Origin of the sequence: Paenibacillus sp. P13VS, assembly GCF_015143645.1 — a bacterium.
In the GTDB taxonomy this organism is placed as follows: domain Bacteria; phylum Bacillota; class Bacilli; order Paenibacillales; family Paenibacillaceae; genus Paenibacillus; species Paenibacillus xylanilyticus_A.
In genome coordinates this window covers 44082-68577 of sequence record NZ_WYEV01000019.1, presented here as the reverse complement: position 1 = coordinate 68577, position 24496 = coordinate 44082, and the positions used below count along the sequence as shown (strand labels likewise).

Below are 24496 nucleotides of genomic sequence, written 5' to 3'. Positions count from 1 at the left end.
TGGCCGATCACCCTCTCAGGTCGGCTACGCATCGTCGCCTTGGTGAGCCGTTACCTCACCAACTAGCTAATGCGCCGCAGGCCCATCCTCAAGTGACAGATTGCTCCGTCTTTCCAGCTTCCTTCAGGCGAAGAAAGCAAGTATTCGGTATTAGCTACCGTTTCCGGTAGTTGTCCCAAGCTTGAGGGCAGGTTGCCTACGTGTTACTCACCCGTCCGCCGCTAACCATCAGAGAAGCAAGCTTCTCATCAAGTCCGCTCGACTTGCATGTATTAGGCATGCCGCCAGCGTTCGTCCTGAGCCAGGATCAAACTCTCCAATAAAGTATTGAAAAGAGCGATTAGCTCATTTTGAATCTGACGAGATTAAAAATCTCATTTGTTGATCTTGCAAGCAAGATCATTTACTCACTCGTTGTTCAGTTTTCAAAGATCAAACGTTGTTTACATCCGAGTGTTGTTCTCTTCAGCAACTTTTATATCTTATCACATCCGAACCAATTTAGCAAGCACTTTTTTCAAGTTTCTTTCGAAGCTTTTCAGTTAGCTTACCGCACCGTGTTTCTTGTGTTTTCTTGGCCGGAATTAGAATATACCATGTACAGATTTTTTATGCAAGTACTTTTTTGAAAAAGATTGTATATTCTAATCCTGCCCTCATTAACATCAGTTATGTTTAATTATTAGGTTCGCTGATTATATGGTCAATCGCTTCAGGAGACTATATAAAGTGTTAACAGTTAAATGCCAGTTACTTGCTGATATATAACCCCTGAATAACTCTCTTATCATTCTCTATTCGATTTTCTTAGCAGGCACTTTCTTGGGCCATAGGGTATAACTGAAACTGATTATGAAGTCGATGACCAATATAACTCCCCAAACTCTTACGATGTTCACGAAAGCTTCAGTACGGGCAGGATCACCAATCCACCAGATCATAATCAATAAGAAGGAACTCCCTATGATGTAGGCAGCCAGATGTCGAAACCATCCATGCCGTTCCTGATTAGCATGTTCCCTTCCGTATGCTTTCCTGCTCCGTGGATTCTCTCCACCTTTGAACCAGAATAGAAAGTATCGATCTGCCCATGCAATCATCTGATGACCAAAAGCAATACTAACACCTATATATATGGCAGCAATACCATGAACCATACTTGCCGTAGCGCCTCTTTGCAGATCAACAACCGTAGCCACTAATAACAATAAATCTATGATAGGCGTCGCCATAAGTAAGGCCACCCCCAGGCGTTTCATACCTAGCAGGTATCTTACAGATAATCCAGCAGCGACGAAAATCCAAAATGCAATTTCGCATCCTATTATAAAATAGGCAATCATTATAACCCCTCCCTTTATAACACATTTGTGCTAAATACAATTTAGCACGTTTGTACTAATTTAAGCAATAGTGTTATAATTCACATATGCCTAAAATAGTAGATCATGACAAACAGCGACTCCTTGTTGCTGAAGCAGCTTGGCGCATTATACGCAGAGATGGCATGGAGCAAGCATCTGTCCGAAACATTGCTGAAGAAGCGGGTATATCTGCTGGTTCTATGCGTCACTATTTTTCAACTCAATCCGAATTACTCCTATATGCAATGAATTTGGTAACCGAAAGGGTATCGAACCGAATTAAGCAGATGTCGTTCAACGGTTCTCCTATGGAGAATATGAAACATCTACTGCTCGAATTCATGCCTAACACGGACGAAAAAATGGCCGAAATGGAGGTGTGGTTTGCTTTTACTGCCAAGTCCAAAACCGATCCGGCTCTCAAAGCACTCGCAGACAAGGTTTATGATGAAATCAGACAAGCTGTAGCTACTGTAATTATGCACCTTGTTAAGCTTAACCTCTCACGACCTGACCTCAATGAAGAACTGGAGATAGAGCGTCTCTATGCCCTAGTGGACGGACTGTCCATTCACGCCGTACTCAGACCCGATCAGATGACCTCTGAAATTATGGAAAATGCTCTTTCTCTACATCTCGCAGCATTGTGTCGTGCAGAAATGTAAATGAATAAAGTTTGGTACTGTTTCATCACAACTAGACCTAACGAAAGCTTGAACAACAGAAGACATGCCGATAAAACAAAAAAAACCGTCAGACGTTTCGAGTCCACTTCCTGTGATTGCAGGAGGTCGACCGCTGTCTGACGGTTTTTCTCTATCCAATAATAATCCGGCCTTCCGGATGACGGTACAACTTCTTCTCTTTGCGTGGACGAAGTGCATACGCAATGGTTAATGGTCCGATCCGCCCAATAAACATCGTAAAACAGATAATCAGTTTTCCTATATCCGTTAATTCATGAGTCACCCCTACGGACAGTCCCACCGTACCTATTGCGGAAGCTGCTTCGAACATTAATGGCAGGAATGGTGCATCTTCCGTTGTAAGCAGGAGCATGACCACAATCATGAAGATGATTAACGAAACCATAATGATGGTCAATGCCCTCATGAGCAGTTCTTTGGGAACACGGGAACGGAAAAACACTATATCCTTATTGCCGCGAATCATGGCATACACCGCTCCAATCATGATCAGGAACGTCGTTGTCTTGATTCCGCCACCGGTAGAACCCGGGGAAGCTCCAATAAACATAAGCAGTATGAAGAAAAACTGGGTTGCTTGTCTCATCTCCGTTATATCAATCGAGCTTGTTCCAGACGATCTTGTAGACACTGACTGGAAGATAGAAGCATAGATCTTCTCAGGCCAGGTCAGCGAAGCAAGTGTATGTCCATTAGTGAATTCAAAGATAAACACTACAAGGGCTCCAATACCAATCAGCGCACCAGACACGGAGAGCACCAGTTTTGACTGGAGCGATAAACGGCGGCGTTTATGAAACTCAAACAGGTCATTCAGAACCACAAAGCCGAGTCCACCAGATATGACAAGCACAGAGGCAGTCAGGTTAAACAACAGGTCTCCGGTATAATACTGAAAGCTGTTGCCAAACAGGTCAAATCCACCGTTATTAAACAGGGAAACCGAGTGAAATATTCCATAGTAGGCTGCTTGTCCCAGAGGCATTTCGGCTGCCCAGCGCAAAGCCAGGATCACAGCAGCCACACCCTCAATCGTAAAGGAAAAGATCAGTACCTTACGGATAATCCGCACAATACCTTCCATGCTGTCGGCATTAATGGCCTCTTTCAGAAGCAGTCTGTCTTTGAGAGATATCCGTTTACCCAGGACAAGTGCAAACAGCGTTGCAATGGTCATGAAGCCGAGTCCGCCAAGCTGCATGAGTACCATGATGACGATCTGTCCAAGCAGATTAAACGTCGTTCCTACATCCACAACGACAAGTCCGGTCACACATGCTGCTGAAGTCGCCGTAAATAACGCATCAATGAACGCCAGATGCTCACCGCTTCGGTTTGAAATAGGCAGCATCAGCAGAATGGTACCAATAGAGATAATCAGCAGGAAACCGCCAACCAAAATAAGCGGGGGTGACAGAAATTTGGCAATGTGAAGCCTGAATTTCATGAAGGGCACCTCTTTTAACATAATACAATCTGTAATCAGATCAAAACGAACCAAGGAGCCTTGGAAAGCGTCCTATGTAAACCTAAAGAGGAACTTGCCCCAGCATGAAACTGAATGGCAGGTTCCTCTTCTATTATGAACGTGTAATACGTTCCTTATTATTCTTGCGTACGTGGACGCATGTGTGGGAAGAGCAGTACGTCACGAATGGACGGTGAGTTGGTCAACAACATGATCAGACGATCGATCCCGATACCCAATCCGCCTGTTGGCGGCATTCCGTATTCGAGTGCACGAATGAAGTCATCATCCATTTCGTGTGCTTCATCATTCCCGTGTTCTTTCTCCAGCAGTTGTGCTTCAAAGCGTTGACGCTGATCGATCGGATCATTCAACTCGGTGAAGGCATTCGCGTGCTCGCGTCCAACGATAAACAGCTCGAAGCGATCTGTGAAACGCGGATCTGCATCGCTTTTCTTCGCCAGCGGAGAAATCTCAACCGGGTGTCCCATAATAAATGTTGGCTGAATCAACGTTTCTTCAACAAACTGCTCGAAGAATGCATTCAAAATGTGCCCAAAAGTCATATGCGGCTCAACCGGAACCTTATGCTCTTTGGCCAGCTGGTGAGCTTCTTCATCTGTCATTTGCACGGAGAAGTCCACACCAACGACTTCCTTAACTGCATCTACCATCGTTACACGGCGCCATTGCGGAGTGAGGTCTACTTGGTAATCAGCATATTGGATCACCTGTGTTCCAAGCACTTCCTGTGCAATATGAGCAACCAGATTTTCGGTCAATTGCATGATATCTTTGTAGTCGGCATAAGCCTCGTACAGCTCAATCATCGTGAATTCAGGGTTGTGACGAGTCGACATCCCTTCATTCCGATAGACACGGCCGATTTCATACACTTTTTCGAGTCCGCCTACGATCAGACGTTTCAAGTGAAGCTCAATCGCAATACGCATGTACAGCTCCATGTCGAGCGCATTATGATGCGTAATGAACGGACGTGCAGCTGCACCACCAGCGATGCTATGCAGTGTAGGAGTTTCCACTTCAAGATAACCAAGGGAGTCCAAGTAGCGACGCATTGACTGAATGATTTTGGAACGTGTAATAAAGGTCTGCTGTACTTCTGGATTCATGATCAGGTCCACATAGCGCTGACGATAACGCAGCTCTACATCAGTCAGACCATGGTATTTATCCGGAAGCGGGTACAGCGACTTGGACAGCACTTCCAAATCCTTTACTTTAACCGACGTTTCACCGGTTTTGGTCTTGAAGACTACACCGCTAACTCCAACAATATCGCCAAGGTCCAGCAGGCTGAAAGCCGCAAACTTGTCCTCAGCTACCGTATCCTGACGAACATAGATCTGGATTCTGCCGCTCAGGTCCTGAATATGCGCAAAGCTTGCCTTACCCATTCCCCGCTTCGCCATAATCCGTCCGGCAATACTGACTTCGATCTGCTTCTCTTCCAGCTCTTCCTTGGTCAGTGTTTCATACTTCTTCAGAATAGAACCGGCTTCTTCGGTACGTACGTATTTTTGGCCAAAAGGGTCGATTCCCAATTTGCGGAGCTCGTCCAATTTGTCGCGGCGAATTTGCAAAAGCTCGCTAAGTTCGGTTTCCTGATTCAAGACTTCATCCGTCATGATCTATATTCATCTCCTTATTTACATTGCAGACATCCTCAGATGTATTCTTCCTCAAATGTTGAAAAAAGCTTCCCTAAGGAAGCTTTTGTCTCCGTGCCCGACTGCTTCATTACAATACTAACTATTGCTTCTTAATATCTACAATTTTATATTGAATTACGCCAGCTGGTACGCTTACGTCAACAACGGTGCCTTTTTTCTTACCCAAAATGGCTTTTCCAACCGGGCTTTCGTTCGATATTTTGTTCTGAAGCGGATTGGATTCCGCGGTACCTACAATGGTGTACTCTGTAATGTCTCCGAATTCCAGATCTTCTACAGTTACGGTTGCACCAACGCTTACCGCATCGGTATCAATTTCATCGCTGTTGATGATCCGCGCATTCCGAAGCATTTTCTCCAGAGTGATGATACGACCTTCAATAAAGGCCTGTTCATTCTTCGCGTCTTCGTATTCGGAGTTCTCACTGATATCGCCATACCCGATGGCTACTTTGATCCGTTCAGCCACTTCGCGGCGCTTAACCGATTTCAGTGTTTCCAGTTCTTCTTCCAGCTTCTTGAGTCCCTCTTGTGTAAGGATAACTTCCTTATCGCTCATCTCAACCGATTCTCCTGTCATGGGAATAATTTGATTGCACGGGAACGGAACCAATGCTGAATACAGAGCTCCGACCGCATATATCTTCAAAACTATATGAAGTTCTCCAGAGAAACAGAACGTTCCTCCTGATGCACTAACCTTATAACGCACATGGCGAATTTATACTGTGAAATTATAGGGGAACGGTCTCGAAAAGTCAATGTTACGCCCCTTATATTTGTAAACGTTTTACAGGACAGGATCAGGATGCATTTTCGGCTACTGCTGTTTCTGCATCAACGTGCTCTTCATTTTGAATCTGGCCTACAAAGTTCTCCAGAATCTGTACCATCTGATCACGTTTGGTTCCTTCCATAATAACGTCCTTGATGCGTGCAGAGCCTTTCAATCCTTTTAGGTACCAAGCCAGATGTTTACGCATCTCCTTGACAGCTACGGCCTCATTCTTCAAAGCAATCAGACGGTCCATATGGAGAATGGCAACGCGGATTTTCTCTTCTGCACCCGGATCAGGAAGCAATTCCCCGGAACTCAGGTATTGAATAGTACGATACAGCATCCATGGATTACCCAGTGCAGCACGACCGATCATGACTCCATCACAGCCCGTTTCGTCCAGCATGCGACGTGCATCTTCCGGTGAAGACACATCTCCGTTCCCGATCACCGGGATGGAGACTGCTTCTTTTACATTTTTGATATGGGACCAGTCAGCTGTACCTGTATAGAGCTGCTCACGTGTACGGCCATGCACACTTACCGCCTGACCTCCAGCGCGTTCTACCGCGAGTGCATTTTCAACGACGAAAATGTGCTCGTTATCCCAGCCGATACGCATCTTGACGGTCACAGGCTTCTCGACTGCGTCCACTACAGCGGATACCATATCATAGATTTTGTTCGGATCAAGCAACCAGCGCGCTCCTGCATCACAGTTCGTTACTTTTGGCACAGGGCATCCCATGTTGATGTCGATAATATCCGCGTTGGTTTCTTTGTCTACAATCTTGGCTGCTTCTACTAGCGCTTCACGGTCTCCACCAAAAATCTGCAGGCTCAGCGGTTTCTCCCGCTCATCTACAAACAGCATCTCACGTGTACGCTTGTTGCCATGCACGATGGCTTTGCCACTTACCATTTCCGCACAGACAAGTCCTGTGCCGAATTCTTTTGCAATCAGGCGAAAAGCCGGATTACAAACGCCAGCCATCGGCGCAAGTACGACCTGATTTTTCATTTCAATGCCACCGATTTTCAGCATTTCTGTGTTTCTCTCCTTCTGAATACCGCAGATTCTTACATGAATCCCGGTCATGTTGTGCTGTATACAATCAACGATTAACGATATATGTCTTCTTAAAACACATTACATCCTCATGAGTGACTATAGTGAATGAGCTCTACTTACCCTGCATTTCTTCAACGCTGATGTTCAGCACGTTCGCAATGCGCTCCAGCTCTTGTTCGGATACCTTGCGGTTCCCCCGTTCAATCGTTCCCAGAATCGCAAGCGATATGCCAGTACCCGCTGCAAGTTCCTGTTGTGTTAAACCTTTCAGCTTCCGAAAGGCCCGGATGCGGCTCGCCAGTTGCACGTTTTCCAAAGCTGTATTCCATCCTTTCCATCCAGTACAGACAACGATGAGTGTACATAGGTATACAAACCTGAAAGCTCGCCTTCAGGTACGATATCTGACAATGGAACAAGCACAAATGCCCGTTCGCCCATCCGCGGATGTGGTAATTGAAGCACTTCGGTATCCCGAATCTGCCCATTCATCCAGAGCAAATCGAGATCTACTGTTCGAGGACCCCAGCGAATATCGCGGACTCGCCCAAGCCGATTCTCGACATCGAGCAATTCGGTCAGGAGCTGCTCGGGAGTAAGACGCGTCTGTACTGCAGCAGCCATATTCAGAAACGAGGGCTGATCCACATAACCTACAGGCTCTGTCTCATATAGCGATGAACAACGAAGGACCTCTATATCAGGGTGTGCATCGAGTAACGTCAGCGCTTCAAGAAGCGTCTGTTCCCGGTCACCCAAATTGGCCCCTAAAGCAATATAAGCCTCTGAATATTCAGAGGTCGAATGTGCAGTCATGATCGGTTCTCACTTTCTTGTGCGGCGAAGCTCTACCGTTACGCCCTCAAAATGAATATCAAACGGCGGATGCGGCTTCGTCACCTTAACTGTCAACGCATTGATAATAGTATAAGTGTCCAGTAACGAAGATGCAATATGTTCGCCCAAAGCTTCAATTAACTGGAATGATTTGTTTTCCACAATATGTTTCACAAGTTCATGAATTTCGGCATAATTAACGGTCTTGGTCAGATCATCTGTACGCCCGGCTTCTCCAAGATCCATATCCAATTCTAGATCTATGTAGTAGCGCTGTCCGAGCTTCCGCTCTTCTGCAAAAACACCATGATATCCGTAATATTCCATCCGATGCAGTACCATTCTATCCATAGGATTCGCCCGCCTTCTATATTATTGAGATTGTGTGTTACTACTGGTTCGTTACCTCGTGCAAAACGCTACGCTGCTAGAGCGGGTCAATCGGACCCGCCAGGTTATTTCCTCCGCAGACCCGGAGAGGCATACAACATAGCATCACACATATCCGCCGTCCGCCGAATCGGCTTCACATCATGAACCCGAACCATCTGGCAGCCTTGGGCGATGCCGAATGCAACCGTTGCTGCCGTCCCTTCTACTGCGTCATTGGCCTGCACTTGAAGGGTGTTCTGAATGAATCGCTTGCGCGAAGTAGCCAGCAGAACCGGATACCCCATCTCATTAAGAAGCCCAAGGGAGGACATCAGAGTCAGATTCTCCGTAATATCCTTCACGAACCCAATACCAGGGTCGAGAATAATCTGATCCGGATGCACGCCGGCGTCCAAGGCAATTTGAATGCTTTCCTGCAAATCTTGAACCACATCATCCAGATAACTTGTGTAATCCCGCTCGGGTCTATTGTGCATCAAAATGATTGGACATCCCAGATCTGCAGCCGTGCGGGCCATATCCGGATCTGCCTTGGCTCCCCATACATCATTAATGATGTGAGCACCGGCTAGGATAGCCTGCCTTGCAACTTCCGCCTTATAGGTATCCACGGATATTGGAATATGCGGAGCCTGAAGCTGCAATGCTTCGATCACAGGTATGATTCGGCTGAGCTCTTCCTCGGCACTGACGGTCTCCGACCCTGGGCGTGTCGATTCGCCTCCGATATCAATCAGATCTGCTCCATCCTCCATCATCTGTATCGCATGGGCAACTGCCAGGTCTACCTGATTGTAGCGTCCTCCATCGGAGAAGGAATCCGGCGTAACGTTAAGGATGCCCATGATCTGTGTCCGTGTACCAAGCTTGAGTTCAGCTGGCCCCGATGAATAGTTCCGTTCGTAAATGACTGGTGTGAGTGTCATGAAGTATACCCCGCTTTCTGACGGTACATACCCAGAAGTGCTGCTGTAACCGGGCCGATATGTCCGTTACTGATTATCGTTTCGTTTCCGTTCTGTCCTCGTAAAGTGGTAACCGGCACAAGCTCTGCTACTGATCCTGTCAGGAATATCTCATCTGCTTCCAGCAGCTCATTCCAGGAGTACAAGCCCTCTGCGCTGACTAATCCCATATCAGCGGCAAGTTCCAGAACTGCTGCCCGAGTAATTCCTGGCAAAATCCCCGTCTCGGTGGATGGTGTATGGAGAACACCCTGCCTTACCCAGAATACATTGCTGACAATACCTTCAGCCACATAACCTTCCCGGGTCAGCTGCAGGCCTTCCGCCCCTTGAGCAGGCTTACCGTATCCATTCAATTCCCGTTTGGCCAGGATGCTGTTCATGTAATGCAGTGATTTGAAGCGTATATTGCCTTCAGGTGTGTTGCGAACCGTCGATAAGCACTGAAGCATTCTGCCCTTCTCGTATAAGGATGGAGAGGGCTCAGGTAATGCTTTTGCAAATACAATATGATTGGGTCGTTCATAATCCCCGGAGGGCAACCCTAGCGCAGCTTCACCTGCTGAAACCGTGTATCGTACGTACGCATCTCGAAGCCCGTTTGCCTGGAGCAGACGATCGATCCAGTCCTTCAGTTCCTCTATTGTCGTAGTAAATGGAATTCCTAGCTCCGCACAACCTGCGGCCATCCGTTCCAGATGGCGTTCCAGCAAGAAGGGGACGCCTTGATAAGTCCGAAAAGTCTCAAACAAGCCCAGTCCGTACAAAAAGCCGTGATCCGTTACCGGAACCACGGCTGCCGCCATATGAACCACATTTCCGTTTATCGCGGCGTACTGCATTCCTATACCTTCACCTTCTGGGACAGAAAGTTACGCAGCATCTGATGCCCATGATCTGTAATAATCGATTCAGGATGGAACTGCACACCCTCAATGGCAAACTCCTTATGGCGCAGTCCCATAATTTCACCTTCTGCCGTCTCGGCTGTGATCTCCAGGCAATCCGGCAAACTGCTGCGCTCTACAATAAGGGAGTGATAGCGGGTTGCCGTAAACGGGGAAGGCAGTCCGGCAAAGACAGACGTTCCTTGATGATGCATTTCCGAGGTTTTGCCATGCATCATGCGATCTGCACGAATAACGTTGCCTCCAAAAGCCTGTCCGATGGCTTGATGTCCCAGACAAACGCCAAAAATCGGAATACTACCCTTGAAATGATCGATGACAGCCAGACTGATGCCTGCTTCATTCGGAGTACAAGGTCCAGGAGAGATCAAAATATGATCAGGTGCGAGTGTCTCAATGCCTGCCAGATCAATCTCATCATTCCGGCGAACCTCCACCGTCTCTCCCAGCTCACCCAAATATTGAACCAGGTTATATGTGAAGGAGTCGTAATTGTCGATAACCAGTATCATATTCTTGTTCCTCCTCTTCTTCCGTCATGTAATGACGGTTGCTTTAATTAGTTTAGTTTGACTGCTTCTGCTTGCTCACTGTAGTTCACGGCCCTCATCATGGCTCTTGCCTTATTCCGACACTCCTTGTATTCCCGATACGGGTCGGAGTCAATAACAATGCCTGCGCCTGCTTGAACATAGCCCACTCCATCCTTGATGGCAAGCGTTCGGATGACGATGTTCAGCTCCATATTCCCACTGTAGTCCATCCACCCGATGGATCCTGTATAGGGACCTCTCCGCACAGGCTCAAGTTCCTCAATAATTTCCATGGTCCGTACTTTGGGAGCACCGGTAATCGTTCCACCAGGGAAGGTGGCTGCAATGACATCGAAAACGGATAAACCATCGGCAAGTCTCCCCTCGACTTGGGAAACCAGATGCATCACATGCGAATACTTCTCGATGGTCATCAGTTCGGGTACATGAACTGACCCATAGGCTGCAATTCGCCCAATATCATTGCGCTCCAGATCAACCAGCATAATATGCTCAGCCCGTTCCTTCTCACTGTTCAGCAGCTCAGCGGCCATGGCTTCATCCTCGGTTGCGTCACGACCTCTTCTCCGGGTGCCCGCAATCGGGCGTGCACTTACCTTGCCGTTATCCACTTTGACAAGGAGCTCCGGTGAACCACTCACCAGTTGAAAGTCCGGACTGCGAAGCATCCCCATATACGGCGATGGGTTCACAAGTCGCAGCCATTCGTATATATGCTCGGCAGTGGATTGGAGTTGCTTCTCCTGCCGCAGCGAAAGGTTCACTTGGAACACATCACCCTGCCGGATATATTCCTGTACGGTGCGTACAGCCTGTTCGAAATCCTGTTGGGGAAATGATGTCTGCCATCCTTCCGTTTCCCTGTGCGCATCTTCCTGCTTCTGCGCCAGCTGCATGTGCCTGCTGCGATGCTCCAATGCTTGCTGCTGTTCCTCTGCCTGAGCATAGCCCACAATATGCAGCCACCGCTGCCGCATGGCTTCAGCTCGCTCTTCAGCTTCTGCATACAAGACTTGAAGGTGTGCCTCATCCGATTCAGCTCGTAGCGGCAGATGGACCATACAATACAGTGCCTCTTGTTCGTGGTCATATGCCCAAAGCTCTTCAAAACGCATCCACCAGTAGTCAGGCAAAGCGGGATTGTCTTCAGCGAGCGTTGGCAGCTTCTCCAGTGATCTGGCTACGTCATAGCTGAGGTAACCTGCACTCCCCCCACCAAAATCAGGAGCCTCACTCACTTTAGGGGCACTGTACGGAGCTGCCCACCTTTTTAACACGTCCAGTGGTTTGCCCGTATCTGTGGACGTCAATCCTTCTTTCAGATCATAGATGACCGCTTCATGTCCCTTGCCTGAAATAACGGATACCGGGTGCAATCCCAGAAATGTATATCTTCCGCCCTTCCCGTTCTCCAGCACCATGGAATAGGGCGAAGCCTGGTGCCAGGCTGCTTCCCATGTTAACGGTAAACCGCCATGAACCGGTCCCTCATCCGACTTGATCATGTACGGCATCATGGTCCATCCTTGTCTGGCCCACTCTGTCCAGTCGGCGTATGTTGTCATCAGGTGTGTCATTGCGGTTAGCCGCCCTCCATCTGTCGCTAGTTCTATTGTCTGATAGTATACTAAAGCGCCGCATCTTTTAAAAGCATTCAGCAAAAAATCCCCCATACCCAGCATGTGGGTACGGAGGATTGATATCATTATGCTTACACTTAAGCTTCGAAGTTGTATAGTGGTGTGCTGAGGTAACGCTCTCCGTTACTTGGCACGATAACCACAACACGTTTACCTGCACCCAGCTGTTTGGCTACTTGCAGACCTGCACGAATCGCTGCACCGGAAGAAATACCGGACAGAATGCCCTCTTCCTTCGCAACTTGACGAGCCGTTTCGAACGCATCATCATTCTCAATGTGAATGATCTCGTCATAGATCTCCTGATCCAGAATCTCAGGAATGAAGTTCGCACCGATTCCTTGAATTTTGTGAGGACCCGGCTTGCCGCCTGCCAAAATTGGAGACGCAGCTGGCTCTACAGCAACAATTTTAATTGAAGGGAAGGCTTCTTTCAATACTTCGCCTGTACCTGTAATTGTTCCGCCAGTACCGATCCCTGCAACAAAGGCATCCAATGTACCACCAACCGATTGAATCGCTTCAACGATCTCCGGACCTGTAGTTTCACGGTGAATTTTTACGTTTGCTTTATTCTTAAATTGCTCAGCCATGAAGTACGATGGGTTTTCCTTAAGCAATTCTTCTGCTTTTTTGACAGCACCGTTCATTCCCTCGGATCCTGGCGTGAGCACCAGCTCAGAACCATAGGCACGAAGCAAGTTACGACGCTCCAAGCTCATCGTTTCAGGCATAACAATGACAGACTTGTAGCCTTTGGCTGCAGCTACCATTGCAAGACCGATTCCTGTGTTACCGCTAGTTGCTTCAATAATGGTATCACCTGGTTTCAGCTTGCCTTCTTTTTCCGCTTCTTCTACGATGCTGATCGCAATACGGTCCTTAACGCTCGAACCTGGATTCTGATACTCAAGTTTCACGAATACTTCAGCACTGCCTTCAGGTACGATACGGTTGAGACGAACAAGCGGAGTACCTCCGATGAGTTCTGTTACGTTATTAACAACTTTAGCCATATGAATGCCCTCCTTAGTGGGATGAATAATACTTAAGTCCTGTTGCTTATATTGCGCGGCCGGAGCAGCCTCTTGATGTTATAGAAGAACTGCGGAAATCCTTTACTCCATCTGGCCCAAATGCATATCCATGGAATGGATCTGAGGTTTCCGAAGGTTTCTTAGGGTTAAACATTGCTTTTAATCCGAGTAAACGAGTAGGTATTTATTATTTTTATCTTATCAACGTTGCACGCCATTGTCAATATGAGTACTCAAAAAAATACTCTGTCCTGGGCCCTAAGCCTGTAGACAGAGTATTTTTATCACAGTGTAGCATTCCAAACAACCCATCCATTAATCAGAAAATCAGGAAGCAGGAATTTCGGCGATAATCACGGCTTCATATTTGTTGCGCAGCCTCTCTTCCACCTGGGGAAGTGGATCAGCCTGGCTCAGAGCCAGCTGCATCCGGATATCTTCACGCACCTCTTCTGCGGATTGAACCTGGGCATCCTGCTTATCGTTTAATTTGATAATGGCATATCCATCTTCGACCTGTACTGGCCCAGCAATATCACCAACATCCAATTGTTCAGCCAGATCCATTACGTCTTCCGGCTGAAACGGATCATTCTGTTCAATCCAGCCAAGCCGCCCTCCAGCGTCACGGGTGAAGCTGTCTGTTGATTCAGCTTTTGCCATATCTTCGAAGTCTGCACCCTGCTCCAAATCATCCAGTAACGAATCGGCTTGCTCTTCATTTTCCACCATAATCATGGACAGATCGTATTTCTCGGGAGAGATGAAGTCCTCGCGATGCTCGTCCCAATAATGCTCAATGTCTGCATCCTTGACCTGAATGCCGCTCGTTGCGATTTTCTCCAACAAAAGTCGATAACCAGCTTCCAGTTCAAGCTCTTGTCTCGTCAGGCCAAGCTGGGACTTCATCTCGTCAAAGTATGCCTGCTCCGAATCATAGCCATCCATCGCAACAGACAGTTCCTTCGCTATTTCCTCCGGGGTGACTGTCAGATCCCGATCAACTGCCTCCGCATAAACCGCTTTGCGGTTCAGCATCTGAAGCAGCATATCGCTCCCATAACGCCGTTTCAGCGCATCGGTCCATTCCTTGTCCGTAATGACCTCTCCGTTGATTGTGGCAATGGCGCTTCCATCCTCCTGACCTGTTTCATGAGATGCATCAGCATCATCCCGATCAGGCCTGATACCCTGAACCACCATTACCGTCCCCATCACCAGCATGCCGAGCGTCAGGACAATTACAGCCGTCCACAGCCCTTTTTCCTGTCTCGTCATTCCGCGTCCCGTCCCCGCTTATATCAGTTCTTGGCTTGCTCTAGAATGGTCTCGAGTTGTTCTTTATTGAAATCATAAGCTTCATTGCAGAACTGGCACACCACTTCTGCTTTGCCTTCTTCTTCGATTAGCTGTTCCATTTCGTGCTGACCCAGACTGATCAATGTTTTTTCGACCCGTTCCCGGGAACATTCACAGCGGAAATGAATGTCCATTCCATCCATAACCTGTACATCCGGCAGTACACGCTTCAGCAATTCTTCCAGTTCAAGCCCTTGCTCAAGCAGCGTTGTTACCGCAGGCAACGTGCTGATCGCATTTTCAATTACGGTGATTTCATCGTCGGTCAGCCCTGGCAGCAGCTGTATAATGAATCCGCCGGATACAATGACCGAATTGTCGGTATCTACAAGTACACCAACGCCTACAGCAGAAGGTGTCTGCTCCGATTTGGCAAAATAGTATGTGAAGTCTTCGCCCAGCTCTCCCGAAACAATTGGTACACTGCCACGATAAGGTTCCTTCAGGCCAAGGTCCTTCGTTACATTCACGAAGCCTTCTGTGCCCACAACTCCTCTAACGTCAAGCTTACCCATACTGTTGCTTGGTAAATGCACATGCGGATTCGACACATAGCCACGAACTTCCCCTTTGGCGTTCGCATCGGCAACAATCTGTCCAATGGGACCGTCTCCCTTGACCTGAATGGTCAGCTTCTCTTCACCTTTAAGCATTGCACCCATGATGGCTGCAGTGGTTACCGTACGCCCCATGGCAGCTGTAGCCGTGGGAAACGTATCATGTCTTCTGCGCAATTCCTCAACCAACTCTGTTGTTTGGACAGCAAAGGCTCTAACCCGTCCTTCCATTGCTGTACCGCGAATCAAGCGGTCCTGTTTGTTGTTTTCCAAGTCATTCAGCCTCCTTTGGCGTATACTATAGTATCTCTGATACACGATAAATAAATTGAATGTGATATTGTTCAACTTATAAATCCGTTCAATTTACAGAAAAAACGGCACAATACGTAAGACTGTAAAATCAGCCCGCTGCATGCCGTCTCTTTCCTTACCTTTCCCGGTTCCGCTCATAAATGATACGCAGCCCTTCCAGCGTAAGCAGCGGATCAACTTCCTCGATGCTGCGTGTTTCCTCTGCAATTAGCGGTGCAAGCCCCCCGGTTGCAATAACTTTGGGCTGTACACCCATCTCTGTACGAATGCGATCAACAATTCCGTCGACCTGTCCAGCATAGCCATATATGATACCAGCCTGCATGGCATGCACCGTATTGCGTCCTATAACCTTCTTGGGCTTCTCCAGTTCGATGCGAGGCAGCTTGGATGCCCGCTCATAGAGCGCTTCAGTGGCAATATGAATGCCCGGTACGATGGCTCCCCCAAGGTAGTTGCCCTTCTCATCAATGCAGTCGAAGGTCGTGGCAGTACCAAAATCAACAACCACAAGTGGACCACAGTATTTCTCAACGGCTGCCACTGCATTCACAATGCGATCTGCGCCTACCTCACGCGGGTTCTCGTACCTTAGGTTTAGGCCTGTTTTGATCCCAGGCCCCACAATCATTGGCTTTTTGCCAACATATTTTTCACACATCGTTTCCATCACATGCACAAGCGGAGGAACCACCGATGAGATGATGACTCCTTCAATGTCGCGTGTTGATATATCCGACATATGAAATAAATTATAAATCAATACGCCGTATTCATCCACTGTGGACTGACGGGATGTACTCAGACGAAAATGGTGGAGCAACGACCGGCCTTGATACACACCGAGTACAATATTACTGTTGCCCACGTCTACAACAAGAATCAAAGAGGTTCACCCCTCTTTCTTTTCGTTTAAATCTAGGCTGATATCAAGGCTCTCGAAAGAATAGGTTAACCTTCCAACCGAAATTACATCCACACCACTCTCGGCAATTCCACGGATGGTATCCAGAGAAACATTGCCTGATGCCTCTACCTTCACATGCGGAGCCTGTTTACGAATAACCGAAACCGCTTCACGCATCTGATCCGGATGCATATTGTCCAGCATAATGATATCCGCACCTGCCTGCAAGGCTTCGTTCACCTGTGTCAGATTCTCAGTCTCCACCTCAATAGTCATCGTATGAGGAATGACATCTCTTGCCCGCTTCACGGCTTCTGTGATGCCGCCTGCCCCTTTAATGTGGTTATCCTTAATCATAACCGCATCGTACAATCCGAATCGGTGATTCGCCCCTCCACCGATCCGTACTGCATATTTCTCAAGCATGCGGTGTCCAGGGGTTGTTTTACGTGTGTCCACCAATCGCGTAGAGAGGCCCTCTAATGCATCAACATATGAACGTGTGCGCGTGGCAATCCCCGACATGCGCTGCAGCAGGTTTAGTGCCAGACGCTCACCTGTAAGCAGACTGTGGGTGCTTCCTTCGACTTCTGCCAGCGTTGTTCCACGAGTAACCTCATCTCCGTCTTGTACCATCGCTCTAAATACGAGCGATGGGTCTACTACCTGAAATACCAGTTCAGCTACCGATATGCCTGCGATGAACCCGTGGTCTTTGGCGTGAATAACTGCCTTGGATTGATGGCCTGCCGGAATCGTCACACTCGTAGTGACATCCCCTGCCCCCACATCCTCGCGAAGCCAGTTTTTGATGGATTCGATGAGTCCTTCATTATATCCGTTCAGTATCATGACATCAATTCCTCCACAATCGCTTGTTCTCTTTGCTGCAAACTATGCTTTTGCCAAGCCTCATCATCACGAAGCGGGAAGTCCTCACGGTAATGTGCTCCCCGACTCTCCTGACGATGTAATGCTCCACTGGTGACCAGCCATGCACAGGTCAAAAGGTTGGCGTATTCCATCTCTTCCTTATGTGTCAGCAAATTATTGAAGATGTCCATTTCACTCTCCAGTTTATCCAGGGCTCCCTGTAAGCCGGCACCGTTACGTCTCAGACCCACCTGACGAACCATCATCTTCTGCAAACGTAAACGCCGTTCCGAAATCGGCTGCTGCTCTTCCCATCCTCTATTCCCGACACTGTGGGGCGAAGGTGTTTCAATTTGTATTGGATTTAGCGGTGGCAGTGTTTGAATGCGTTCAACAATTCTGTGCCCAAATACAATGGCTTCAGACAATGAGTTACTCGCCAGACGATTGGCTCCGTGGACTCCCGTTGAGGAAACTTCACCACAAGCAAACAACCTTCCAATGCTGCTCTCCCCGTTCAAGTCCGTTTTGACGCCGCCCATCATATAGTGTGCTGCCGGTGCAACCGGAATCCAGTCTGTGGTCATATCCAGTCCGTACCGCATACATGTCTCATATATGGTTGGGAATCGGTGCTTGATTAACTCAGCCGATTCATGAGTAATATCCAGATACACGAATGTGCTGTTCGTCGTCTCCATCTCACTAACAATCGCTCGTGCAACAATATCGCGCGGAGCGAGTTCAAGCTGTGGATGATAACGTTCCATAAAACGCTCACCTTTGATATTTCGCAGAAACGCTCCTTCGCCCCGTACCGCTTCAGAAACCAAGAAACGAGGAGCACCCGGATAACATAGGGATGTCGGGTGGAATTGAATGAACTCCATGTCCCGAATGACTGCACCTGCACGATATGCCATGGCAACACCGTCAGCTGTGGCAACCTCCGGGTTGGTTGTATAGCGGTACAATTGCCCCGCCCCACCGGAGCAGAGCACCGTAGCACGTGCTTTTACAAACACCTTGGTACCGTCCGACTTCTGAACCAATGCCCCTACACATTCTCCGTGATCCGTGATCAAGTCGATGACAAAATGCTCATCCCAGACTTCAATACCTGAATGTGCACTTGCCTGAGCTGCAAGAGCCCTCACGATTTCGTATCCAGTCGCATCACCATTTGCATGCAAAATACGGCGGTGACTGTGCGCACCCTCCTGCGTCAATGCCAGCTCGCCGTTCTCCACATCAAACAATGTGCCCAGACGGATTAGTTCCTGCACTCCATCCGGGCCTTCGTTTACCAATGCTTCCACGGCCTCGCGGCGACACAGGCCCGCTCCAGCCACAAGTGTATCCTGCAGATGGTATGCAGGGGAATCATCTTCAGCGATTACCGCAGCGATGCCTCCTTGGGCATAGCGGGTATTGCTCTCTAGTAATGACTTCTTCGTAATCATCAATACCTGATTATGTTTGCTTGCCCTGATGGCTGTATATAATCCGGCAATGCCAGAACCAATAACTAGTACATCCGTCTCCACAATGGGCAGCTGGGACAGATCAAAATCCACTATATATTGCGGTATCATCCTATTCACCTGTCTCGGAGCAAGAGTAGCGCATGCTACTTCACCAGTAACATGCGCTCTAGCGATTCTCTGGCTTTGTCGGCAACGGCCGGTGGTACGTAAATTTCCGGCTTCATCGTTTCCAGGCATTTAACCAGTTTCTTCAGGTTGTTGACCTTCATGTTTGGACACACCAGGAACTTGGTGGCAAAATGAAACTGTTTATCCGGGCTATCCAGTCGCAGCTGGTATCCTGTACCATCTTCCGTCCCTACGATAAATTCCTTGGCAGAAGAATTTTTACAGTATTCAAGAATTGCTGTCGTGCTGCCTACAAAGTCTCCCATCTCCACCACTTCGGGACGACATTCCGGGTGTACGACAAACTCGGCATTTGGATATTTGGCTCTCATCTCGACAACGTCTTTTACAGTCAGCATATCGTGAGTGTTGCAATACCCTTCCCAGATAATCATTTTTTTGTCTGTGTGCTGCTGGACATAATGTCCGAGATTTTTATCCGGCACCCAGATAATCTCATCAGAATCAACAGATTGAATAACCCGGACTGCATTGGCCGATGTACAACAGATGTCGGTCTCCGCCTTGATCTCAGCCGAGGAATTGATATACGTCACTACTTTTGCATTGGGATGCTGCGCTTTCAGTTTACGCAGGCCCTCAACATTGACCATGTCTGCCATGGGGCATCCAGCACGTTCATCCGGAATGATAACCGTCTTGTTCGGGGCCAGAATCTTAGCGCTTTCACCCATGAAATGAACCCCGCAGAATACAATGACATCCGCATCCGTTTGTGCGGCTTTCTGTGCCAACAGGAATGAATCCCCACGAAAATCGGCTACTTCCTGTACTTCGTCACGTTGGTAATAATGAGCAAGAATAATAGCATTACGTTCCTTCTTCAACTCCATCAGCCGCGCTCGCAGCTCCCGGTTCATCTCAGCCTTGCGCTCTAAAGCCAGAGCTTCCACCTGTGATCCTCTCCTTTGACGGACGGCGCCATGCGCCGTTTCCTGTGACTATCTGAGTCGTTATTTTCGCTTGAGAAACGAATCACAAGCGGTTTAACACCTAATGTACACAACGTTCACGACTCTGTCAATAAATGAAAAGGGCACAGAACAACACACTAATCAACTGTTTCCTGCGTAGTTCGCGCTCTAGCTCGCAGTTATCATTATCTCTGCAATTTGAACTAAACGCACAAAAAAAGAGAGCCTCTCGGCTCTCTTTGATCTGTTCTCAGAACAGGTTCTGTTAGACGTTAAGACGTTGGCTTCGTACCACCGTCATCTGGATCATTACTGTTGCCTTTATCCAGATTCGGAGCATCGTTAGGGATATCTCCGGCAGGTGGTTCAGGTGTCTCGTCTTTGCCTTGAATGCGAACACGCACATCACCGATGTTATCGACGATTGGTTCTCCGCCTTCACTTGGCGTACCTTCGTTATCATTATCGCTCTCCGGTTTTGGAGTCAAGGAACCTGTCTCGATCAATTGTTTGATCTGATCCATTTCCAGTGTCTCCACTTCAAGCAACGTTTGAGCGATCAAGTGCATTTCTTTGGAGTGTTTTACGAGCAAGTCCTTACATTTCTCGTAACATTCATTGATAAAGCGCTGCATTTCCTGATCGATCTCATAAGCGATGGAATCTGAGTAATTCTGTTCATGGCCGATATCCCGTCCAAGGAATACCTGTCCTTGTGAACTTCCGAATTGCATAGGTCCCAATTTCTCACTCATACCGTACTCCATAACCATGCTGCGAACAATACCTGTCGCTTGCTGGAAGTCACTGTATGCGCCAGTACCAATTTCACCAATGAACAATTCTTCTGCCACACGACCCCCGAGGAGTCCTGTAACTTTGTCCAAGAGCTCTTGCTTGGTAACCAGCATACGGTCTTCTTTTGGCAACATGATTACATATCCACCCGCACGACCGCGCGGAATGATGGTCACTTTATGTACCATATCGGCATGTTCCAGGAAGTATCCTACAATGGTATGGCCTGCTTCGTGATAAGCAACGATTCGTTTCTCGCGATCACTGATGACACGGCTTTTCTTCTCCGTACCTACGATGACACGGTCGATCGCCTCGTCTACCTCACGCATGGAAATATCTCTTCTGTTACGGCGTGCCGCAAGCAATGCCGCTTCATTCAGGAGATTCTCAAGATCCGCACCAGAGAAGCCTGTTGTACGCTTCGCAATAATGTCCAGTTTCACATCTTTTGTGAGTGGTTTGTTGCGGGAGTGTACTTTCAGTACCGCTTCACGACCTTTTACATCAGGGCGGTCAACCGTAATTTGACGGTCAAAACGTCCCGGACGTAGCAAGGCAGGGTCCAGAATGTCTGCACGGTTCGTTGCAGCCACGATGATAATACCCTCGTTGGCTCCGAATCCGTCCATTTCAACGAGCAACTGGTTGAGCGTTTGTTCACGTTCATCGTGACCACCGCCAAGGCCAGCACCACGCTGACGACCTACAGCATCAATCTCGTCAATAAAGATGATACATGGGGCGTTTTTCTTTGCATTTTCGAACAAGTCACGTACACGGGATGCACCGACACCGACAAACATTTCAACGAAGTCAGAACCCGAGATACTGAAGAACGGCACACCCGCTTCACCGGCAACGGCACGAGCAAGCAACGTTTTACCAGTACCCGGAGGCCCCACGAGCAATACGCCCTTAGGAATCCGTGCACCTACAGCTGCGAATTTGCGAGGATCTTTGAGGAAGTCAACGACCTCAACAAGCTCCTGCTTCTCTTCGTCCGCACCTGCGACGTCTTCAAATGTAACCCGCTTCTTCTCTTCGTTATAGAGACGGGCACGGCTTTTACCAAAGTTCATTACTTTACCGCCGCCGCCTTGCGCCTGATTAAACAGGAAGAAGAACAGCAGGAACATAATGATCAAAGGAATAAAGGATGTCAGAAGTGTCAGCCAGATGCTGTCACCTCTCATTGGCTCCTGATTTAACTTGAAATTATTAGCTTCACTTGCCGCTACAAGCTCACTAATCGCTTCATCCGTAGGAGGAATGTACGTTGAGAAATTTTCTGATTTGGCTTCGCTAGGCTTCTCTCTATATTGACCGGTCACAAGAAAAGACTGACCGTCGAATTGAACCGTCAATTCCGAGATGTTGTTCGCCTTAACCGCCGTGCGCAACTGATCATATCTAGGATTATCTGTGGCTTCGCCGCCATTGCTGACGAACTGCACTATGCCCACCACGACTAAAAAAAGAATCAAATAAAAACCAGAATTCCGGATGAACCGATTCATCCCCTACCTCCTCTCGAGACACTTTAATTATTTTAACATAGCCCGACATGGCTTCTCAACAGAAGGCACGAGCAGAACTGGGCTTGGAACTAGCAAGCTTATTAACTGCTGTATACTTCCGGTTTCAAAATCCCGATGTAAGGGAGATTTCGGTACTTCTCGGCATAATCCAAACCATAACCGACGATGAATGCGTCAGGAATGTCAAAGCCGGTGTAATGAGCTTCAAGCTCTACCTTACGGCCTGAAGGTTTGTCAAAAAGCGTAACCACGCGCACCGATTCGGCACCGCGATTTTGAAGCAGTTCAATCAAATAGCTGAGTGTAAGTCCACTATCGATAATATCCTCGACAATGAGAACCTCACGGCCTTCAACCGAGACGTCGAGATCCTTGATGATCTTAACAACGCCTGACGATTTGGTGGATGCACCATAACTTGATACTGCCATGAAATCCATCTCAACAGGTACCGTTATGTTTTTAACCAAATCAGCCATAAATATAAACGCACCCTTGAGCACACAAATGACCAAAGGATTGCGACCTGCATATTCGGCACTTAGTGTTGCGCCTAATTCCTTGACTTTACTTTGAATTTCTTCTTCACTGATCAATACTTCCTGAATGTCGTTCTGCAACTGTGCGAACCTCCTAAGTTATACTATGAAAGCCTTACCTGAACCATAACCACTACCCCTGAATCGCTGAATTGCCTACAGTCATGTACAGGATGGCGGAAGTATCCTCCTTCACCGGTGCAATATTCGACCGGCGAACACCCGGCAACCAAACAATGTTGCCTGCTCCGTCACAAACCACGGGAATACGCGGACGGACAGAGGGGGGAATTTTATCATCGATGAAAATATTTTTCACCTTTTTGCTTCCGTTTAATCCCATGACTTTCATGGTATCTCCAGGTAACCGTGAACGCACAACCAGCGGCATGAGCAGTTGATCCGCATCAAATGCGGCCTGATCTGCCGTTTCCGGTACAAGATAGTCCTCGGGACTCATAGGAACGATCCGAAGATATCGGTCAATCTCCCTGAGTGAAAGCTCATAAGTTCCGTTCCATTGCACGAGACGATACTCGAAAGATTGATCCTGTACGTCTGTCCGTAAGCCAAAGGAAACCAGATCATACTCCCGGGTACAAGCGAGTGTCTGTCCTATATCTAGGCTCCAGGTCTTCGCATAAGGCTCTATCACCTTGCGGCGAATGGTTTCGATACGGGTAAAGTCGACAAAATCACTGTCCAAAGGCAGATAATTCAATATTAGTTTAATCAACCTTCGTTGTAAAGCGACATGTAACTTCAAAAAGGAAGGCACCTCAAAGGTTTGCCTTCCGCCGTTCACCTGCACTAGACACCTGTATGCGTCATATGCACCTTGCTCCATGAAATCGTCTTCATCACCCACAATTTCGGCAAGCCGATTCAAAGACGGCGTGAGCTGTCCATTATATTGCCCCAAATAAGGAAGCACATCCAAGCGAATGGCATTGCGCCGATATTTACGCTGGGAATTGCTTGCATCATTAAAGTACAGAAATCCCTGAGTATTACAAGCTTCTACAAGGTCTGTCTTGTTTATACGAAGACATGGGCGAATAAGTTCCACATTTTTTTCGCGGCGTTTAAACTTCATTCCGGACAGTCCCGTTAACCCGCTGCCACGTAATAAATGAAGCATAACGGTCTCGGCCTGATCATCCGCATGATGTGCCAGAGCGATGCTTGCTGCACCATATTTGTCAGCTACCTCATGCAGAAATGCATATCGTCTATCGCGTGCTGCTTCCTGTGATCCCTTTCCTGTAAGCTTCATATAGGAAGGAATATCGGCCTTCACCCATTCAAACGGAATGTTCAGCTGTGCTGCCATTCTCCCGACCATTTCGGCCTCTTCATCGGATTCTGCCCGGAACCCGTGATGCACATGAGCACAGACCAGTTCCAGCGGAACATGTCTTGTACTGATCTCATGCATAATATGCAAAAAAGCCACCGAGTCCGGTCCGCCCGATACTGCGACGATGATCCGATCCCCGGGAACCCATAACTGATGCTCTTCCGCTGCCTCCAGCACATGATTCACCAGCTCGTTCCAGCGTAAAGCCTCCATACCTGTTCCTCATTCCTTGCGTTATGT

23 protein-coding genes and 1 rRNA gene are annotated in these 24496 nt (G+C 48.0%); 1 reads left to right on the top strand and 23 read right to left on the bottom strand.

Annotated features, from left to right (window positions below; all coding sequences use genetic code 11):
- Together GUA98_RS27805 and GUA98_RS27800 are read right to left on the bottom strand one after the other, a co-directional pair.
- A 16S ribosomal RNA gene (locus tag GUA98_RS27805) occupies positions 1-323 on the bottom strand; the annotation flags it as partial.
- 471 nt (positions 324-794) lie between these two features.
- Complete coding sequence (locus tag GUA98_RS27800; protein ID WP_193725087.1) at positions 795-1343, bottom strand: 2TM domain-containing protein; 549 nt, start codon at positions 1341-1343, stop codon at positions 795-797.
- An 86-nt stretch (positions 1344-1429) separates the two neighbouring features.
- Here GUA98_RS27800 and GUA98_RS27795 point away from each other — a divergent pair, with 86 nt between their 5' ends.
- Entirely contained in the window at positions 1430-2029 is a 600-nt protein-coding gene (locus tag GUA98_RS27795; RefSeq protein ID WP_193725086.1) for a TetR/AcrR family transcriptional regulator, read from the top strand.
- 151 nt (positions 2030-2180) lie between these two features.
- On the opposite strand, the gene GUA98_RS27790 is transcribed toward GUA98_RS27795, so the two are convergent.
- From GUA98_RS27790 to tilS, 21 genes are all read right to left on the bottom strand, one after another.
- Positions 2181-3518: a TrkH family potassium uptake protein gene (locus GUA98_RS27790; protein ID WP_193725085.1), complete on the bottom strand. Its 1338-nt coding sequence runs from the start codon at positions 3516-3518 to the stop codon at positions 2181-2183.
- 158 nt (positions 3519-3676) lie between these two features.
- On the bottom strand, positions 3677-5188 hold the full coding sequence (gene lysS / locus GUA98_RS27785; RefSeq protein ID WP_095362230.1) for a lysine--tRNA ligase: 1512 nt from the start codon (positions 5186-5188) through the stop codon (positions 3677-3679).
- A gap of 124 nt (positions 5189-5312) precedes the next feature.
- On the bottom strand, positions 5313-5792 hold the full coding sequence (greA, locus tag GUA98_RS27780) for a transcription elongation factor GreA (protein ID WP_095293395.1): 480 nt from the start codon (positions 5790-5792) through the stop codon (positions 5313-5315).
- A gap of 244 nt (positions 5793-6036) precedes the next feature.
- The gene (gene dusB / locus GUA98_RS27775) at positions 6037-7056 is read right to left on the bottom strand and encodes a tRNA dihydrouridine synthase DusB (protein WP_193725084.1); all 1020 of its coding nucleotides are present in this window, start codon (positions 7054-7056) and stop codon (positions 6037-6039) included.
- A 139-nt stretch (positions 7057-7195) separates the two neighbouring features.
- A complete protein-coding gene (locus GUA98_RS27770) occupies positions 7196-7399 on the bottom strand; it encodes a helix-turn-helix domain-containing protein (RefSeq protein WP_193725083.1) in 204 nt (67 codons plus the stop codon).
- The gene (folK, locus tag GUA98_RS27765) at positions 7351-7899 is read right to left on the bottom strand and encodes a 2-amino-4-hydroxy-6-hydroxymethyldihydropteridine diphosphokinase (RefSeq protein WP_193725082.1); all 549 of its coding nucleotides are present in this window, start codon (positions 7897-7899) and stop codon (positions 7351-7353) included. Before folK ends, GUA98_RS27770 begins: the two co-directional genes overlap by 49 nt.
- Before the next feature lie 9 nt (positions 7900-7908).
- Positions 7909-8271 carry a dihydroneopterin aldolase gene (gene folB / locus GUA98_RS27760; RefSeq protein WP_095362233.1) on the bottom strand — a complete coding sequence of 121 codons (363 nt, stop codon included), beginning with the start codon at positions 8269-8271 and terminating at the stop codon, positions 7909-7911.
- Positions 8272-8375: 104 nt separating this feature from the next.
- Entirely contained in the window at positions 8376-9239 is an 864-nt protein-coding gene (folP, locus tag GUA98_RS27755) for a dihydropteroate synthase (protein WP_193725081.1), read from the bottom strand.
- Complete coding sequence (locus GUA98_RS27750) at positions 9236-10120, bottom strand: aminotransferase class IV (RefSeq protein ID WP_193725080.1); 885 nt, start codon at positions 10118-10120, stop codon at positions 9236-9238. The genes folP and GUA98_RS27750 overlap by 4 nt, the downstream gene beginning before the upstream one ends.
- A gap of 2 nt (positions 10121-10122) precedes the next feature.
- Positions 10123-10698: an aminodeoxychorismate/anthranilate synthase component II gene (pabA, locus tag GUA98_RS27745; protein WP_193725079.1), complete on the bottom strand. Its 576-nt coding sequence runs from the start codon at positions 10696-10698 to the stop codon at positions 10123-10125.
- Between the two features lie 47 nt (positions 10699-10745).
- Positions 10746-12317 (bottom strand): anthranilate synthase component I family protein, encoded by a 1572-nt coding sequence (locus tag GUA98_RS27740; protein WP_193725078.1) that lies wholly within the window; start codon positions 12315-12317, stop codon positions 10746-10748.
- A 140-nt stretch (positions 12318-12457) separates the two neighbouring features.
- Positions 12458-13396, bottom strand: a complete 939-nt coding sequence (gene cysK, locus GUA98_RS27735) for a cysteine synthase A (protein ID WP_127540883.1) — start codon at positions 13394-13396, stop codon at positions 12458-12460.
- Positions 13397-13744: 348 nt separating this feature from the next.
- Positions 13745-14695: a peptidyl-prolyl cis-trans isomerase gene (locus GUA98_RS27730; protein ID WP_193725077.1), complete on the bottom strand. Its 951-nt coding sequence runs from the start codon at positions 14693-14695 to the stop codon at positions 13745-13747.
- 23 nt (positions 14696-14718) lie between these two features.
- Positions 14719-15606 (bottom strand): Hsp33 family molecular chaperone HslO, encoded by an 888-nt coding sequence (gene hslO / locus GUA98_RS27725; RefSeq protein WP_193725076.1) that lies wholly within the window; start codon positions 15604-15606, stop codon positions 14719-14721.
- Between the two features lie 157 nt (positions 15607-15763).
- Positions 15764-16534: a type III pantothenate kinase gene (locus tag GUA98_RS27720; RefSeq protein ID WP_193725075.1), complete on the bottom strand. Its 771-nt coding sequence runs from the start codon at positions 16532-16534 to the stop codon at positions 15764-15766.
- A gap of 6 nt (positions 16535-16540) precedes the next feature.
- On the bottom strand, positions 16541-17407 hold the full coding sequence (gene nadC / locus GUA98_RS27715; protein ID WP_193725074.1) for a carboxylating nicotinate-nucleotide diphosphorylase: 867 nt from the start codon (positions 17405-17407) through the stop codon (positions 16541-16543).
- Positions 17404-19023 (bottom strand): L-aspartate oxidase, encoded by a 1620-nt coding sequence (gene nadB, locus GUA98_RS27710; RefSeq protein WP_193725073.1) that lies wholly within the window; start codon positions 19021-19023, stop codon positions 17404-17406. The genes nadC and nadB overlap by 4 nt, the downstream gene beginning before the upstream one ends.
- Before the next feature lie 35 nt (positions 19024-19058).
- The gene (nadA, locus tag GUA98_RS27705; RefSeq protein ID WP_095362242.1) at positions 19059-19997 is read right to left on the bottom strand and encodes a quinolinate synthase NadA; all 939 of its coding nucleotides are present in this window, start codon (positions 19995-19997) and stop codon (positions 19059-19061) included.
- Between the two features lie 293 nt (positions 19998-20290).
- On the bottom strand, positions 20291-22336 hold the full coding sequence (gene ftsH, locus GUA98_RS27700; RefSeq protein ID WP_127540874.1) for an ATP-dependent zinc metalloprotease FtsH: 2046 nt from the start codon (positions 22334-22336) through the stop codon (positions 20291-20293).
- Between the two features lie 101 nt (positions 22337-22437).
- On the bottom strand, positions 22438-22977 hold the full coding sequence (gene hpt, locus GUA98_RS27695; protein ID WP_095293369.1) for a hypoxanthine phosphoribosyltransferase: 540 nt from the start codon (positions 22975-22977) through the stop codon (positions 22438-22440).
- Positions 22978-23029: 52 nt separating this feature from the next.
- Positions 23030-24469: a tRNA lysidine(34) synthetase TilS gene (gene tilS, locus GUA98_RS27690; protein ID WP_193725072.1), complete on the bottom strand. Its 1440-nt coding sequence runs from the start codon at positions 24467-24469 to the stop codon at positions 23030-23032.
- Between the last annotated feature and the right edge of the window lie 27 nt (positions 24470-24496).